This window comes from Pseudomonas sp. W15Feb34 (assembly GCF_023127765.1).
Classification (GTDB): Bacteria; Pseudomonadota; Gammaproteobacteria; order Pseudomonadales; family Pseudomonadaceae; genus Aquipseudomonas; species Aquipseudomonas synxantha_A.
On sequence record NZ_SPKN01000003.1, the window covers coordinates 308795 to 324773 of the forward strand.

Here is a 15979-nt window from a genome sequence, read left to right on the forward strand (position 1 = left end):
GCATTGGACGTCGGCGAACGACTGCAATCCATCCGTAAACTCAAAGGTCTTTCCCAGCGCGAGCTTGCCAAGCGCGCGGGCGTCACCAACAGCACCATTTCGATGATCGAGAAAAACAGCGTCAGCCCCTCGATCAGCTCCCTGCGCAAGGTGTTGGGCGGTATCCCCATGTCCATGGTCGAGTTCTTTTCCGAGGAGATCCTCCAGGAAATACCGACGCAGATCGTCTATAAAGCCAATGAGCTGATCGACATCTCTGACGGTGCCGTCACCATGAAACTGGTGGGCCGGGCGCACCCGAGCCGGGCCATCGCCTTTCTCAACGAAATTTACCCGCCGGGCGCCGACACGGGCGAAGAAATGCTCACCCATGAGGGCGAGGAAACCGGGATTCTGCTGGAAGGTCGCCTGGAATTGGTGGTCGGTCTTGAAACTTTTGTGCTCGAAGCTGGCGATAGCTACTACTTTGAAAGCACCAAGCCCCATCGTTTTCGCAACCCGTTCGATGTGCCGGCGCGACTAATCAGCGCAGCCACGCCCGCGAACTTTTAACAAAAGAGGCGCCCTGCCAGCGTTGCAGAGGCTCCCATAGCTGTATCCGTGTGGCCGTATCTCCCTTTATTTAATAGGGTTGTTTCGGCAGCCCGGGCTAACCGTTATACTTTCGCCGCCTGCGAAACCGTGGCCGCAGGCGTGAATAGCCACCATTGAGGGTGAACGCGTGAACCTAATTATGAAAATGCTGGCTGCACCAGCAACCGTACTGGCCCTATGGGCTGTCAGCGCTCAAGCTGCGACCAATGATGACATTGCCAAGCGCCTGGAGCCTGTGGGCCAGGTTTGCGTCCAGGGCCAGGAATGCAAGGGCATGGAAGTGGCCGTGGCAGCGGGCGGTGGCGGTGCGAAAACACCGGACGAGATTATCGCCAAGCACTGTAACGCGTGCCACGGTACTGGCCTCTTGGGTGCGCCCAAAGTTGGCGACACCGCCGCCTGGAAAGAACGCGCCGACCACCAGGGCGGCCTCGATGGCATCCTGGCCAAGGCCATCACCGGTATCAACGCCATGCCACCCAAAGGCACCTGCGCTGATTGCTCGGATGAAGACCTCAAAGGCGCCATCAAGAAGATGTCCGGCCTGTAATCAGACGATCTTCGCCAAAAATGCCGCTTACGGGCGGCTTTTTTGTGCTCGCGATTTGTGTTTCGACACTGTTCATTGCAGCAAAGACCCGGCAAGCTCGGTCCAACTCCAATTCATGGAATGTTCGGGAGCAGTCCGATGGTGCAGTTGTGTTCAATCGAGCAAGCAGTTGACGACGTACTGGTGCGGTTGCCGGCGCATATCCACATGGGCATGCCGCTGGGTCTTGGCAAGCCCAATCTGTTCGCCAACGCGCTGTACCGGCGTATTGCCAAACTGCCGGAGCGGGCGCTGACGATCTACACCGCGTTGAGCCTGGGCCGCCCGACGATGGGCGATGGCTTGCAGAAGCGCTTTCTCGAACCGTTCATCGAGCGGGTGTTTGGTGACTACCCTGAACTGGACTTCCTCGCCGACCTGCACAAGGACAGCCTGCCGAAAAATATCCAAGTGCAACAGTTTTTCATGCAGCCCGGCAGCCTGCTCCACAGCACTTCGGCGCAGCAGGATTACGTCAGCAGCAACTACAGCCATGCCGCCCGCGACATCAATGCCGCCGGCCTGAACCTGGTGGCGCAACTGGTTGCCAGCAGCGCCGAGCATCCTGATCGCCTGAGCCTGAGCTGCAACCCGGATATCACCCTCGACCTGCTGCCGATGATCGCCAAGCGCCGCGAAGCCGGGGAAACCATCCTCGTTGTCGGCCAGGTCCACAGCGATCTGCCCTACATGCCCGGCGACGCCGAGTTGGGCATGGACGCGTTCGACTACCTGCTCGATGAAAAAGACAGCACCACATTGTTTTCCACGCCGAACATGCCGGTGGGCTTCCAGGATCATTTTATTGGCCTGCACGCCAGCACCCTGGTACGTGACGGCGGCACCTTGCAGATTGGCATTGGCTCCATGGGCGATGCGCTGACCGCCGCCTTGCTGGCGCGCCAGGCCGATAACGAAGCCTATCGATTGCTGCTGACGGACCTGGATGTGTATCAGTGGGCGCCACTGATCAGCCGTGAGGGCGGTGTCGAGCCTTTCGCGCGTGGCCTTTACGGATGCAGCGAGATGTTCGTCAACGGGCTGTTGGTTCTGGCCGATGCGGGGATTGTGCGCCGCAAGGTCTACCCGGATGTGGCGACCCAGACGCAGGCCAACGAAGGCACTCTGGACGATGCGGCGCAACCCGATGGCGTGTCGATCCACGGTGGCTTCTTTCTAGGGCCGCGCAGTTTTTACCAGCGCTTGCAGGAAATGACCCACGCCAAGCGTCTCGAATTCAACATGACTGCCATCAGCTATATCAACGAGCTGTACGGCCAGGAAGAACTCAAGCGGCTGCAGCGCCTGGATGCGCGCTTCATCAACAGCGCAATCATGGTCACATTGCTCGGTGCCGGCGTGGCCGACCAGCTGGAAGACGGTCGCGTGCTCAGCGGTGTGGGCGGGCAATACAATTTCGTTGCCCAGGGGCATGCGCTGGACGGTGCGCGTTCAATCCTGATTTTGCGCAGCTGGCGGGAGTCGGCGGGCGAGGTCAGTTCCAATATTGTCTGGGAGTACGGCCACTGCACCATTCCCCGGCACCTGCGGGATATCGTCATTACCGAGTACGGCATTGCCGACTTGCGCGGGCAGACGGATGCCAAGGTGATCGAAGCGCTGCTCAATATCACCGACTCGCGTTTCCAGGGCGACTTGATTGAGCAGGCACAAAAGGCCGGCAAGCTGCCCAAGGACTTCCAGCTGGATCCGCGCTTTGCGGACAACACGCCGGAACGCCTCCAGGCGATTCAGGCCAAGCATCGACGGTTGTTCCCGGAATACCCGTTGGGCAGTGATTTCACGGATGAGGAGCGGGACTTGTTGCGAGCGCTGAACTGGCTCAAGAGCAAATTCAAGCTGACGGAGATTCTGGAGTTGGGCAAGGCGGCACTGGATGCACCGGAGCCGGAGGCATTTCCCGAGCATTTGAAGCGGATGCGCTTGGATAATCCCGAGGGGTTCAAGGAGGATCTGTATCAGCGCCTGTTACTCGCCGGCCTCCAGGCCACCGCGCACTAACAGGCAATAGAGGGTAAATGTGGGAGGGGGCTTGCTCCCGATAGCAGTGGGTCAGCCAACACATCTGGTGACTGATACACCGCAATCGGGAGCAAGCCCCCTCCCACATTTTAAACTGTGTTCACTTGGTATTTGCTGTGGAGCAAATTACTCGATGAAGGTGACCACACCACCGCTCAAGGACTTCACCCGCGCCAGCGACTCAACCCGATAACCCTGCGCATCCAGCTCCGCACGCCCACCCTGGAACGACTTCTCGATCACGATCCCCAAGCCCGCCACGGTAGCGCCGGCCTGCTTGATGATCGAAATCAGCGCCTGGGACGCTTTGCCGTTGGCCAAAAAGTCATCGATCACCAGCACGCGGTCGCTGCTGGTCAGGTGGCGTGGGGAGATCGCCACGGTGCTTTCGGTTTTCTTGGTGAAGGAATACACCGTTGCCGACAGCAGGTTTTCCGTCAGGGTCAACGACTGCTGCTTACGCGCGAAGATCACCGGTACACCCAGGTTCAGCCCGGTCATGATCGCCGGTGCAATACCTGAGGCTTCGATGGTGACGATCTTGGTGATCCCCGAATCCTTGAACAGCGCGGCGAATTCGTCGCCGATCAGTTTCATCAGTGCCGGGTCGATCTGGTGGTTCAAAAAGGCGTCGACCTTGAGAACCTGATCGGAAAGCACGATGCCTTCTTCGCGAATTTTCTTGTGCAGTGCTTCCACGGAAAGCTTCCTCTGATGGCGCAGCAGGCGCCGAAAGTAGATTGAAAAGTAGTCGATTCTAGCGCTTTAGCATTGCGCGTATATCCGCCAGGGCGGTGTTGCCGCGAACGGCCTTCACCTCGGTGGGGGTGTCGTCATTGCCTTCCCAGGCCAGGTCATCGGGCGGCAGCTCGTCAAGGAACCGGCTGGGGGCACAATCGATGACTTCGCCGTATTGCTTGCGCTTGGCGGCAAAGGTGAAGGCCAGGGTCTGACGTGCGCGGGTGATGCCCACGTAGGCCAGGCGCCGTTCTTCCTCGATGGTGTCGGCTTCGATGCTGGAGCGGTGCGGGAGGATTTCCTCTTCCATGCCCATGATGAACACGTAGGGAAATTCCAGGCCCTTGGAGGCATGCAAGGTCATCATCTGCACGCCTTCGGCGCCGTCTTCCTCTTCCTGCTGGCGCTCAAGCATGTCACGCAACACCAGCTTGCCGATGGCGTCCTCGACGGTCATTTCGCCGTCTTCGTCTTTTTCCAGGGTGTTCTTCAGCGCTTCGATCAGGAACCAGACGTTGCCCATGCGGTAATCCGCGGCCTTGTCGCTGGAACTGTTGGTGCGCAGCCAGTTTTCATAGTCGATGTCCATGACCATGCTGCGCAGGGCGCTGATCGGGTCTTCGCCGGCGCACTGTTCGCGCACCTTGTCCATGAAGCGCTTGAAGCGCGACAGGCGATCTGTGAAGCGCGTGTCCAGGTGTTCGCCCAGGCCGATTTCGTCGGTGGCGGCATACATGGAAATCTTGCGTTCGGTGGCGTAGTTGCCGAGCTTTTCCAGGGTAGTGGAGCCGATTTCCCGGCGCGGTACGTTGATCACCCGCAGGAAGGCGTTGTCGTCGTCCGGGTTCACGATCAGCCGGAAGTAGGCCATCAGGTCTTTTACTTCCTGGCGTCCGAAAAAGCTGTTGCCGCCCGACAGGCGATACGGCACCTGGTGGTGCTGCAGTTTCAGCTCGATCAGCTTGGCCTGGTAGTTGCCGCGATACAGGATCGCAAAGTCGCTGTAGGGCCGGTCGGTGCGCAGGTGCAGGCTGAGGATTTCCACGGCCACGCGTTCGGCTTCGGCGTCTTCGTTGCGGCAGCGGATCACGCGGATCTCATCGCCATGACCCATCTCGCTCCACAGTTGTTTTTCAAACTCGTGGGGGTTGTTGGAGATCAGCACGTTGGCGCAACGCAGGATGCGGCTGGTGGAGCGATAGTTCTGCTCCAGCATCACCACTTTCAGCGACGGGTAGTCTTCCTTGAGCAGCATCAGGTTTTCCGGGCGGGCGCCGCGCCAGGCGTAGATCGACTGGTCGTCGTCGCCCACCACGGTGAACTGGTTGCGCGTACCAATCAGCAACTTCACCAGCAGGTATTGGCTGGCGTTGGTGTCCTGGTATTCGTCCACCAGCAGGTAGCGCACCTTGTTTTGCCACTTCTCCAGGATGTCCTTGTGTTCCTGGAACAGCTTGACCGGCAGCAGGATCAGGTCGTCGAAGTCCACTGCGTTGAACGCCTTGAGTGTGCGCTGGTAGTGGGTGTAGACGATGGCGGCGGTCTGCTCCTTGGGGTTGCGTGCAGCTTCCAGGGCTTCGGCGGGCAGGATCAGGTCGTTTTTCCATGAGCCGATCATGTTCTTGATTTCGTCGACGCCGTCGTCGCCTGCGTATTCCTTCTGCATGATGTCGGTCATCAGGGCCTTGACGTCGGTCTCGTCAAAGATCGAGAAGCCGGGCTTGTAGCCCAGTCGCACATGCTCCTTGCGGATGATGTTCAGGCCCAGATTGTGGAAGGTACACACCGTCAGGCCGCGGCCTTCGCCGCCCTTGAGCAGGGTGCCGACCCGCTCTTTCATTTCCCGCGCCGCCTTGTTGGTAAAGGTCATGGCGACGATGTACTGGGCGCGGATGCCGCAGTTCTGGATCAGGTGCGCGATCTTGCGGGTGATCACGCTGGTCTTGCCGGAGCCGGCGCCGGCGAGCACCAATAGAGGGCCGCCGACGTAGTTCACGGCTTCTTGCTGCCGGGGATTGAGTCGGGACATACGGAGTTTTAGGAGTCGTTGTTCAAAAGGGCGGGCATTTTAACAGGCTGGCAAGATTCTGCTGCCTTAGAACGACGGTGTGACGTACCACTCGATCTAAATTTGCCGGTTTTGCTACTTTGCCGCAGGATGTGGGGAATACTCAGACTATTTTTCACAGTCTGCGTGTTTGATAACACCTATCATTTGTCACGCATTTATCATTGCCAGGCCGCACGTCATAATGCCATCGCTCACGAAATTTAGCAGAGTCTAGGGAGTTAGCTTGTCTACGCCTGTCGAACCCTTGCGTTTGCTGCTGCTGGCCGAAGAGCCTGCATGGGCAGCGTTGTTGCGCGAGTGCCTGGTGCCGATGGGCGAAGGGGCTGTGCTGATCAGTGCACCCAACTGGGACTCGGTGAGTCGTCTGTTCGATGACGATCAGGGCGCCGTGCTATTGACCACACCCAGCCTGCAGCCCGGTCCTGGCCGCTGCAGCTTGCCGTGTGTATTGCTGTTGGAGCAGGAGCCGCTGGTGTCGCCGCTCGGTGTCAGCGACTGGTTGATCCTGAATGGGCTGGACCCTGAAACATTGCGCCGCTGCTTGCGCCATGTGCGCGAGCGCGGCGTTCTGGAGAACACCTTGCAGCGCTTGGCCGAGCAGGACCCGCTCACCGGTATCGCCAACCGCCAGGGCTTCCAGACACTGCTGGCGGCGCGGCTGGCGGACAACGAAGGCCGCGGCCTGGCTCTGGGCCATCTGGACCTGGACAACTTCCGTCATGCCAACGACGCCCTCGGCCACCAGGCCGGCGATCGGTTGATCCTGCAAGTGGTGTCGCGGCTCAAGAGCCAGCTCGAAGCCGGGGACCAGCTGGCGCGGCTGGGCAGCGATGAATTTGCCTTGCTGATCGACACCCGTCGCGCGCCCCAGCGTGCCGAGTGGATGGCCGAGCGCATCACCGAAGTGATGGCCGAGCCTTACTGGGTCGATGGCGAAAGCTTGTTGATCGGCTGCAGCCTGGGCGTGGCACATGCGCGCGCCCGCGCCGGCGCTGACCCGTTGATGTGGCACGCCCATATCGCCATGCAGCAGGCCAAAAGCACCCAGGGCTGCACCTTTCACATCTTCAATGAACGCATCAACCGCAACGCTCGCAGCCTGGCCGACCTGGAAAGTGAACTGCGCCGGGCTTTGCGCCGCGATGAGCTGGAGCTGCATTACCAGCCGCGCCTGGACTTGGACGACGGTCATATCGTCGGCCTCGAAGCCCTGGTGCGCTGGCGCCACGGTGAGCGCGGCTTGTTGCCACCCAGCGAATTCGTGCCGCTGGCCGAGCAGAGTGGCCTGATCGTGCCTTTGGGCTACTGGGTGATTTCCCGGGCCCTGCGCGACATGCAAGACCTGCGCGAACGCGGCCTGCCGCCGCTGCACATGGCCGTCAACCTGTCGTTTCGCCAGTTCCAGGACAGCCAATTGCTCTCCACACTCAGTCGGCTGATTGCCGAGCGTGGCGTGGAAGCGCAATGGCTGGAGTTCGAATTGACTGAAACCGCGGTGATGCGCCGCAGCGATCTGGTCAAGCAGACCATGGACGCCCTGGGCCGCCTCGGCGTGCGGTTCTCCCTGGATGACTTCGGCACCGGGTTTTCGTCATTCGTGCACCTCAACAGCCTGCCGATCGCTTTGTTGAAGATCGACAAAAGTTTTGTCGGCGGCATGGAAGAGCGCGAAGAAAACCGCAAATTGGTACACGCGATGATCAACCTGGCCCACAACCTCAACCTGGAAGTGGTGGCCGAAGGCGTGGAGACACCCGAGCAGCTTGAGCTGTTGCGGTTGTTCGGTTGTGACCAGGCCCAGGGGTACCTGATCAGCAAGCCGTTGCCGTTGGCGGAACTGGTGGAGTACCTGATGTTTGGGCAAAGCCAGCAGGCGCTGTTGGGCTGAGCGATCCAGACGTGCAAATACAATTAAAACTGTGGGAGGGGGCTTGCTCCCGATAGCGGTGCGTCAGTCAGCAAATGCAGTGACTGACACTCAGCAATCGGGAGCAAGCCCCCTCCCACAGTTCTGACCGAGCAGGGCTTTATTCTGTCGGTGCGGCCTGAAAGGCAGGCTGCATTTCAGGCTCCTGCCGGATCATCCGCTTCATCTTCGCCTCAAACGCCCATGTCAGGCTCACCGCCGCGCACGCCAGTCCCAGCGCCAAGCCCCACCATACCCCGGTGGGCCCCCAGCCTAAAGTGAACGCCATCAGCCAGGCCGAGGGCGCACCGATCAGCCAGTAGCAACCCAGGCCGACCAGGAAGGTGGTCTTGGCGTCCTTCAAACCACGGATACAGCCCATGGCAATGGTCTGCACACCGTCGAACAATTCAAACCACGCGGCGACGGCCAGCAGGCTGACGGCCAGAACGATGACGTCATGGAACGCCGGGTTGTCATGGTCGAGGAACAGCCCGATCAACGGGTCGGAAAACAGCCACAACACTACGGCAAATCCCAGCATTACCATGGCACCAAAGCCTATGCCGACCCGACCGGCCATGCGTGCCTGCAACAACTGCCCGGCGCCGTAATGCTGGCCGATGCGCATGGTCACCGCGTAGGACATCCCCGCCGGTACCATGAACGCCACCGAGACAATTTGCAGGGCAATCTGATGCGCGGCCAACTGGGTACTGCCCATGGTGCCCATGCACAACGCCGCAAAGGCAAACAGCCCGACCTCTACTGCATAGGTGCCGCCGATCGGCAGGCCCAGGCGCCACAGCTCGCGCAGGTAGTGGGTATTCAAGCGCAGCAGTCCAGTACCCAGCGGGTAGGCGGCGTAGGCGCGGTTGCTGCGGATGTACCACATCAATGCCAGCGCCATGCCGTTGGCGACGATGGCGGTCACCAGGCCAATGCCCATCAGGCCCAGTTTCGGCAGGCCGAACATGCCTTCGATCAAGGCGTGATTGAGCAGGTAGTTGACCACGGTGCCGCACAGGCTGATCACCATCACCGGCGTCGCCTTGCCGATCGCGCTGGTAAAGCCGCGCAGCGCCATGAAAGTCAGATAGCCGGGCAGGGCGAAAGGCAGGATGGTGAGGAATTGCCCCGCCGCTTGTACGTTGGTTTCGGTCTGGCCGAACATCAGCAGCACCGGCTTCAAGTTCCATAGCAGCAGCGCCGCTGCCAAGGCCATCAACCACGCCAGCCACAGCCCGGCCTGGGTGAGGCGCGTGGCGCCGTCGATATCGTCTGCGCCGTGACGAATGGCGACCAGGGTGCCCACCGCGGCAATCACGCCGATGCAGAAGATCGCCACGAACGAATAGCTCGCCGCGCCCAGGCCGCCGCCGGCCAGGGCTTCGGGGCTCAGGCGCGCCATCATCAGGGTGTCGGTCAGCACCATCAGCATGTGCGCCAACTGTGAGGCAATCAACGGCCCCGACAGCCGCAGAATGGCCCAGAGTTCGGTACGTGCCGGATGTTGCATGATCATCACACTCAAATAGTCAGGAAATGGGGGGAGATTGATTCTCGGCGCTTTGGGCGCTTTGCACAAAAGGATAAAAGCGATCGTTCACATGATTAAAACTCATGCCTGGTTGATTCTGATAGGGTGCCGATATTGCGCCGTCGGAGCTTTCCCAATGTCTCGTCGTCTTCCTCCGCTGTATGCCCTGCGTGCATTTGAAGCCGCTTCCCGGCACAACTCCTTCACCCGTGCGGCGCAGGAACTGTCCATCACCCAAAGTGCGGTCAGCCGGCATATCCGCACCCTCGAGGAGCATTTCGCCTGCCGCCTTTTCCAGCGCAGCGGTCGCAATCTGCAGCTCACCGAAGCCGCGCGCCTGTTGCTGCCCGGCGTGCGCGAAGGCTTCGCTGCGTTGGAGCGCGCCTGTCATACCTTGAATACTGAAGATGACATTCTGCGCATGAAGGCACCGTCCACCTTGACCATGCGCTGGCTATTGGCGCGCCTGAGTCGCTTCCGCGCCTTGCAGCCAGGCAATGAGGTGCAACTGACCAGTGCGTGGATGAGCGTGGATGAAGTGGACTTCAACCAGGAACCCTTCGACTGTGCGGTGTTGTTGAGCGATGGGCGTTTTCCGGCGGACTGGGAGGCCAGTTACCTGTTCCCCGAATTGCTGATCCCCGTGGGCGCGCCGAACCTGCTGGATGATGGGCCTTGGGACGCTGCCCGCCTGGCGAGTGCCGAGTTGTTGCATCCCACGCCTGATCGTCGCGACTGGCGCAACTGGCTGGAGCGCATGGGGTTGTCGTCCCGGGTGTCTCTCAAGGGCGGGCAGGTGTTCGATACCCTTGAGTTGGGCATGATCGCGGCGGCGCGTGGTTATGGCGTGTCCATGGGCGATTTGTTGATGGTGGCCGAAGATGTCGCCCAGGGACGCCTGAGCCTGCCGTGGCCCAGGGCGGTCGCCAGTGGGGAAAGTTACTACCTGGTGTGGCCGAAAACCCGTCCCGGGGGTGAACGCTTGCGACGGCTGGCGGAGTTTCTTCAAGGTGAAGTCAAAGCGATGGAGTTGCCTCAGGTTGAACGTCTGAATTGAGTAGGGGCCGGCGTTTGATGCAATCGTTTGCGGGATACCCCTGTGATTCGCTCAAGTATTACCAAGCGCCGCCGAAGAAGGTGTGTTGGAACCATCGTGCACCAACGTTTCCCACTAGATAATTTGCCGAGCAGCGCTATGAGATCAGGATGATCCTGGCCTCGGCCAGGAGCTGTCATGTCTCAACCTCGTGCCCGGATTGCCTCCCAGTTAGGTCTCGCCCTTGCAGTGATTCTGGCTGTCGTTATCAGCGGCAGCACTGTGTTTGCCCTGCGTTCCCTTGACTCCGCCAACCTCGACACCCGTGAGGAGCACCTGGCCAGCGAGGCGCGTTTGCTCGCCGACCAACTCAATACCTTCCACAGCACCTTGCGCGAGAGTACCCAGCGTTTGAGCGGGCTGTTTGAAAAACGCTTCGGCGCCGGCCTGAGTGTGCGTGCCGACCAACCCGTGGCCGTGGCCGGTGTACAGACGCCGAGCCTGTACCTGGGTAATGAGGTGCTGAACAACAATTTCGAAGAAGTGGATGAGTTCAAGCAAATGTCCGGCGGTGTGGCCACCGTATTCGTGCGCAGCGGCGACGACTTTATCCGCGTGAGCACTTCCCTGACCAAGCAGGACGGCAATCGTGCCATCGGTACCGTGCTTGACCGGCAGGGCGCGGCTTACCAGCGTGTTGCCGATGGCCAGACCTATATCGGCCGTGCGGTATTGTTCGACCGTTCCTACATGACCCAGTACAGCCCGGTACGTGACAGCAACGGCAAGGTCATCGCCGTGCTGTTTATCGGCTTCGATTACACCGACGCGCAGAACGCCCAGTTTGAAAACCTCAAGCGCTTCCGCCTCGGCCAGACCGGCTCCCTGGCGCTGCTGGATGAGCAGAAGCATTGGCTGGTGCCGCCAGCCGGCGTGCAGGCGCCGGACCAGGCCATTGCCGTGATGCTCGACCTGGCAAAGACGCCGGGGGCAGGGCGTTTCTGGAGCGATAATAACGAAGATTTCTACAGCGTTTCGGTGCCGTTCGAAGGCGGCCCCTGGGCGGTGGTGGCGAGTATGCCCAAGGCGGAAATACGCGCCGTGACGTGGGAAGTCGGGATTCGCCTGGTGATCGGCAGCGTGCTGGCGATGTTGCTGGCAGTGGGCGCCACGGTGTGGCTGTTGCGCAGCAAGCTGGCGCCATTGAGTGATTTGGTACGCCAGGCGCAAGCTCTGGGCGCAGGCGACTTGAGCGCACGCCTTAACGTGTCCAGCCATGACGAAATCGGGCAGTTGGCGCGCAGCTTCAATCAGATGGGTGAGGCGCTGTCGACCATGGTTTCGCATATCCGCAGTGCTGCCGAACAGGTCAACAGCCGCGCCCAGGCGCTGTCGGGGCTATCCGGTGGCGCCTACGAAGGCATGGAGCAACAGTCCGGCGAGATCACCAGTATGGCCGGCGCGGTGGAAGAGTTCAGCGCTACCTCGTTGAACATCGCCGACAACATGGGCAACACCGAGCGCCTGGCGCAAGAGAATGCCCAGCAGACCCGGATCGGCCGCACCTCGATGCAAGAGGCGTCATCGTCGCTGGAGCATATTGCCACTGCCCTGAACAGCACAGCCACGGTGATCAACACCTTGGGCCAGCGCTCCCAGGAAATCGGCGGGATCGTCGGTGTGATTACCTCCATCGCCGAACAGACCAACCTGCTGGCGCTCAACGCCGCCATCGAAGCCGCCCGCGCCGGTGAGCAAGGCCGCGGTTTTGCCGTGGTCGCCGACGAAGTGCGCAACCTGGCCTCGCGCACCCGCCAGGCCACCGATGAAATTTCGGCGATGATCCAGAGCATCCAGCAGGAAACCGGCAACGCCATCAGCACCATGGAACACGGCAAGGTATTGATGCAGGACGGCCTGTCGCGCAACGCCGACGTCGCCTCGGCCCTGGCGCGTATCGATGAGCAAAGCCGCTCGGCCGGCCAGCAATTCGCTGCGATCACCACCGCCACCCAGGAGCAGAGCAGCACCGCAACCCTGCTCAGCAGTAACTTGCAGAGCATTGCCCTGGCCAACAGCGAGCAGCGCGAAGTGGTGTCGAACCTGGCAGTCACCGCCAAGGAACTGGAAACCTTGGCGGCAGGCTTGCGTCAGGAGGTGGACCGGTTTCGTTGAGGCTTAGTGGTCGCCCAACCCTGGGTCTACGCGCTTGCCGATGTCCTTGAGCCGCGCCAGTTGGTCGACCATACCTGGCGCTTCATCCATGCTGGTCACGAAGGTCCACAGGTAAGTCATCACCGCGTAGATGTGGCCGGCCTTGACCCCTGGGGACAAGGCCAACTGGCTGATCGCGACCACAAACAGCAAAGCCGCGAGCGTACCGAGAAACAGGTACGCCGCAGCCTCGCGGTCTGAAAGCCAGATGCGCAGGCGCGACAGCACCTGGTAGTGACGTCGCAGGGTCGGCGCGCCGACCTTTTCGACCAGGCCGATTTCTTTCTCCAGGCGGTTATTCAGGCGCTCGTGTAGTTCCTGATTGCGCTGTGCAAAGCGTGGCAACAAGGTCATGCACAGCAGCAGCGCGGCCAGACAGGCCATGCCTACCCATGGCTCAATCACGATCAACATTACCGCCGCGCCCACAATCGACACCAACGCCGTGGCGATGATTGGCACGTGCTTTTCAAAGAAGTCGACAAATTCCCGTGCCAGCACCACCCGTGCCGCTGATTTCGAGGTGCTGTGGTTCTGTTGGCGCTGGTTGAGGATGACTGGCACCGCAAGGTCGGCGTAAATGCGCGTGAACGTGCGTGTATCCAGCGCTCGCCGTGCCGCCCCGACCACCCAGAACGCCATGACCACGGCGGCATAGAACAACGCACTGGTGGCGTCGCCGCGGATAATCGAATCCACCGCGAACCCGGCAAACAGCGGATAGGCCAACAACAGTGCGTTCTCCAGCGCCACCAGCGACAAGGTGCAAGACAGCTTGCCGGGATAGGCTTTGGCAATAGCCTTGAGTGTCTGGCTGGCGGACTGCTGGCCGATTTTCTGGCTTTCTTCGATCAGAATTTGGGGGGTGACGGATGTCATGGGTGCACCAAAGGAGTGATAGACGCTATTATTGAGCGACTGCTCAAGTATCCTTGAGCGATCGCTCAAAAAGCAAGCGCCGCTCATCTACCGGCGCCCGAAGGAATTGCCCATGTCGCGTATCGACCGTAAAGACCAGATCATCGCCGCCGCTCTTGAGCTGTTTCGCAGCAAGGGCTTTGCCGCGGTGTCCACCCGTGACTTGGCCGAACATGCCGGGCTGTCACGCAGTCACGTCTATCACTATTTCAGTGACTGGAATGAACTGCGTCGCGAAGCTTTTGTGCGCTTTGCCAATGAGCAATTGGATGAAGTGCGCGAGCCGTTGGCCGATGCTCCACCGCTGGAGGCGCTAATGGGGTTCTTGCGCGACTGCCTGCCCAGTACCGCTGACGCCGCTTGGGCGCTGTGGCTCGACGCCTGGGACGAAGCCATGCACGACCCGCAAATGGCCCAGGCTTACCTGGTGATCAACGCCCAGTGGCAAGGCATGCTTGCCGAAGTGATCGAGCGGGGCGTTGCCGATGGCGTCTTTCGCTGCGAGTCGTGTCAGCGCGCTGCACGGCAGATCTTCGCCCTGGCGATGGGCTATGCCGATGACCTGATGCTCAAGCCTTCCGCAGAGTCGGCAGAAGCGGTGCTGGAAGAGGTGCTGGAAGTGGCGAGGCTGCTGCTGGATTTTGCCTGACAAGTGCTAGCCATGAGCGGCTGGTCGGTACTGCAACGCCTCCGCCAAATGATGGCGGGCGATGCCTTCCACTTGCTCAAGGTCCGCCAGGGTGCGAGCCACCTTGAGCAACCGATGGGCTGCACGCAGCGATAATGTCAGTCGTTCGCACGCGCTTTCCAGCCAGCTTTCATCGGCTTTGGTCAACTGGCAGTGTTCGCGTAGCCGTGGCAGATCGAGGAATGCATTGGCACAACCCTGGCGCTGGTGCTGGCGTTCACGGGCTTGCGCCACCTGGGCGGACGCTTGCGCGGTGGTGTCACCGGCCTGTTGGGAGGGGCTCAGCGCAGTGACCTCCCGCGCGACTGTCAGGTGCAAATCAATCCGGTCCAGCAGCGGCCCGGATAGCTTGTTGCGATAGCGTTGTATCTGTTCCGGCGTGCACCGACAACGCCCGCTGGGTTCGCCCATGTAGCCGCACGGGCAGGGGTTCATGGCCGCGACCAATTGGAAGCGTGCCGGGAAACTCACCCGGTCCCTGGCTCGGGAGATCACGATATGCCCCGACTCCAATGGCTCGCGCAGCACCTCCAGTACCTTGCGATCAAATTCCGGCAGCTCATCCAGAAACAGCACGCCGTGATGGGCCAGGGTGATTTCCCCCGGCTGCGGCTTCGAGCCGCCACCCACCAGCGCCGGGCCGGATGCCGAGTGGTGCGGCTGGCGAAACGGGCGATTGGGCCAATGGCTCAGGGGGGCCAGGCTGACCACGGATTGGATCGCGGCCACTTCCAGCGCCTCCTGCTCGCTCAGCGGTGGCAGCAAGCCCGGCAGGCGGCTGGCCAACAGGGTTTTGCCGGTACCGGGTGGCCCGCTGAACAGCAGGTTATGTGCGCCGGCCGCCGCAATCAGCAAGGCGCGCTTGGCTGCCAGTTGGCCCTGCACTTCACTCAGGTCCGGGTAAGGCTTGTTCAAGTACAGCAAGCCGTCGGACCTGTAGGGCTCAATCGGCACATGCCCATTAAGGTGCGCCACCACTTGCAGCAGGTGGTCCACCGCAATCACTTTGAGCCCCGACGCCAGGCAGGCTTCCTCGGCATTGGCCCTGGGCACTATCACGGTGCGCCCGGCCTTGCGCGCCGCAAGCGCGGCCGGCAACACACCCTTCACCGCCCGTACCTCGCCCGATAACGCCAACTCACCAAGGCACTCCACGTCATCAAGCATCAAGGCCGGCACTTGCACACTGGCCGCCAGGATCCCCAGGGCAATCGCCAGATCAAAGCGCCCGCCGTCCTTGGGCAGGTCGGCGGGCGCGAGATTGAGGGTGATGCGCCGGGCCGGGTATTGCAGCGCCGAGTTGAGAATGGCGCTGCGAACGCGATCCTTGCTTTCCTTCACTGCAGTTTCCGGCAGGCCCACCAGCGTCAGCGATGGCAAGCCATTGGCCATATGCACTTCAACGGTGACGGCGGGGGCTTCAACGCCGACCTGGGCGCGGCTGTGCACGATAGCGAGGGACATGCTCGTTCCTTGAATGGGTGGGCCGCTTCCTGCGGGTTTTTCAAGGGTAGACGAGGTGGGACGGAGCGGGGCGAGGGAGATTTTACAGAACGTATCCGGGCGGCAATGCAAAACAAATGTGGGAGCTGGCTTGCCTGCGATAGCGGTATGTCAGCAAAGAATCATCCGCTGATGCACC

12 protein-coding genes are annotated in these 15979 nt (G+C 60.9%); 7 read left to right on the forward strand and 5 right to left on the reverse strand.

Going from position 1 to position 15979, the window contains the following annotated elements:
- The first annotated feature begins 3 nt into the window (after window positions 1-3).
- The 3 genes from E4O97_RS02135 to E4O97_RS02145 all read left to right on the forward strand — a co-directional run bounded on the left by E4O97_RS02135 (window position 4) and on the right by E4O97_RS02145 (window position 3205).
- Entirely contained in the window at window positions 4-552 is a 549-nt protein-coding gene (locus E4O97_RS02135; protein ID WP_005792468.1) for a cupin domain-containing protein, read from the forward strand.
- A gap of 181 nt (window positions 553-733) precedes the next feature.
- Window positions 734-1144 (forward strand): c-type cytochrome, encoded by a 411-nt coding sequence (locus tag E4O97_RS02140; RefSeq protein ID WP_032878737.1) that lies wholly within the window; start codon window positions 734-736, stop codon window positions 1142-1144.
- A 138-nt stretch (window positions 1145-1282) separates the two neighbouring features.
- A complete protein-coding gene (locus tag E4O97_RS02145; protein WP_248160798.1) occupies window positions 1283-3205 on the forward strand; it encodes an acetyl-CoA hydrolase/transferase C-terminal domain-containing protein in 1923 nt (640 codons plus the stop codon).
- Window positions 3206-3352: 147 nt separating this feature from the next.
- Here E4O97_RS02145 and E4O97_RS02150 read toward each other — a convergent pair whose 3' ends face one another.
- Window positions 3353-3925: a xanthine phosphoribosyltransferase gene (locus tag E4O97_RS02150; RefSeq protein WP_043046890.1), complete on the reverse strand. Its 573-nt coding sequence runs from the start codon at window positions 3923-3925 to the stop codon at window positions 3353-3355.
- A 58-nt stretch (window positions 3926-3983) separates the two neighbouring features.
- Complete coding sequence (gene rep, locus E4O97_RS02155) at window positions 3984-5993, reverse strand: DNA helicase Rep (RefSeq protein WP_032878742.1); 2010 nt, start codon at window positions 5991-5993, stop codon at window positions 3984-3986.
- A 265-nt stretch (window positions 5994-6258) separates the two neighbouring features.
- Here rep and E4O97_RS02160 point away from each other — a divergent pair, with 265 nt between their 5' ends.
- A complete protein-coding gene (locus E4O97_RS02160) occupies window positions 6259-7923 on the forward strand; it encodes a bifunctional diguanylate cyclase/phosphodiesterase (RefSeq protein WP_005792463.1) in 1665 nt (554 codons plus the stop codon).
- Window positions 7924-8062: 139 nt separating this feature from the next.
- Here the strand turns inward: E4O97_RS02160 and E4O97_RS02165 are convergent, their stop codons facing one another.
- Complete coding sequence (locus tag E4O97_RS02165) at window positions 8063-9466, reverse strand: NorM family multidrug efflux MATE transporter (protein WP_248160799.1); 1404 nt, start codon at window positions 9464-9466, stop codon at window positions 8063-8065.
- A 151-nt stretch (window positions 9467-9617) separates the two neighbouring features.
- Between E4O97_RS02165 and E4O97_RS02170 the strand changes: the two genes are divergently transcribed.
- Complete coding sequence (locus E4O97_RS02170; protein ID WP_248160800.1) at window positions 9618-10538, forward strand: LysR substrate-binding domain-containing protein; 921 nt, start codon at window positions 9618-9620, stop codon at window positions 10536-10538.
- A 177-nt stretch (window positions 10539-10715) separates the two neighbouring features.
- Window positions 10716-12692, forward strand: coding sequence for a methyl-accepting chemotaxis protein (locus E4O97_RS02175; protein ID WP_248160801.1), 1977 nt, complete (start codon window positions 10716-10718; stop codon window positions 12690-12692).
- A 3-nt stretch (window positions 12693-12695) separates the two neighbouring features.
- On the opposite strand, the gene E4O97_RS02180 is transcribed toward E4O97_RS02175, so the two are convergent.
- Window positions 12696-13610: an ABC transporter six-transmembrane domain-containing protein gene (locus E4O97_RS02180; protein WP_179119857.1), complete on the reverse strand. Its 915-nt coding sequence runs from the start codon at window positions 13608-13610 to the stop codon at window positions 12696-12698.
- Between the two features lie 112 nt (window positions 13611-13722).
- Here E4O97_RS02180 and E4O97_RS02185 point away from each other — a divergent pair, with 112 nt between their 5' ends.
- Window positions 13723-14298 (forward strand): TetR family transcriptional regulator C-terminal domain-containing protein, encoded by a 576-nt coding sequence (locus tag E4O97_RS02185; RefSeq protein ID WP_032878749.1) that lies wholly within the window; start codon window positions 13723-13725, stop codon window positions 14296-14298.
- Window positions 14299-14304: 6 nt separating this feature from the next.
- Here the strand turns inward: E4O97_RS02185 and E4O97_RS02190 are convergent, their stop codons facing one another.
- Window positions 14305-15801, reverse strand: coding sequence for a YifB family Mg chelatase-like AAA ATPase (locus tag E4O97_RS02190; protein ID WP_005792457.1), 1497 nt, complete (start codon window positions 15799-15801; stop codon window positions 14305-14307).
- Window positions 15802-15979: the final 178 nt, after the last annotated feature.

Excerpts from the sequence above, each read along its gene's own strand:
- E4O97_RS02140 (WP_032878737.1), top strand. The coding sequence starts at position 734 with ATGAAAATGCTGGCTGCACCAGCAACCGTACTGGCCCTATGGGCTGTC.
- E4O97_RS02145 (WP_248160798.1), top strand. The coding sequence starts at position 1,283 with ATGGTGCAGTTGTGTTCAATCGAGCAAGCAGTTGACGACGTACTGGTG.
- rep (WP_032878742.1), bottom strand. The coding sequence starts at position 5,993 with ATGTCCCGACTCAATCCCCGGCAGCAAGAAGCCGTGAACTACGTCGGC.
- E4O97_RS02165 (WP_248160799.1), bottom strand. The coding sequence starts at position 9,466 with ATGATCATGCAACATCCGGCACGTACCGAACTCTGGGCCATTCTGCGG.
- E4O97_RS02170 (WP_248160800.1), top strand. The coding sequence starts at position 9,618 with ATGTCTCGTCGTCTTCCTCCGCTGTATGCCCTGCGTGCATTTGAAGCC.
- E4O97_RS02175 (WP_248160801.1), top strand. The coding sequence starts at position 10,716 with ATGTCTCAACCTCGTGCCCGGATTGCCTCCCAGTTAGGTCTCGCCCTT.
- E4O97_RS02180 (WP_179119857.1), bottom strand. The coding sequence starts at position 13,610 with ATGACATCCGTCACCCCCCAAATTCTGATCGAAGAAAGCCAGAAAATC.
- E4O97_RS02185 (WP_032878749.1), top strand. The coding sequence starts at position 13,723 with ATGTCGCGTATCGACCGTAAAGACCAGATCATCGCCGCCGCTCTTGAG.
- E4O97_RS02190 (WP_005792457.1), bottom strand. The coding sequence starts at position 15,801 with ATGTCCCTCGCTATCGTGCACAGCCGCGCCCAGGTCGGCGTTGAAGCC.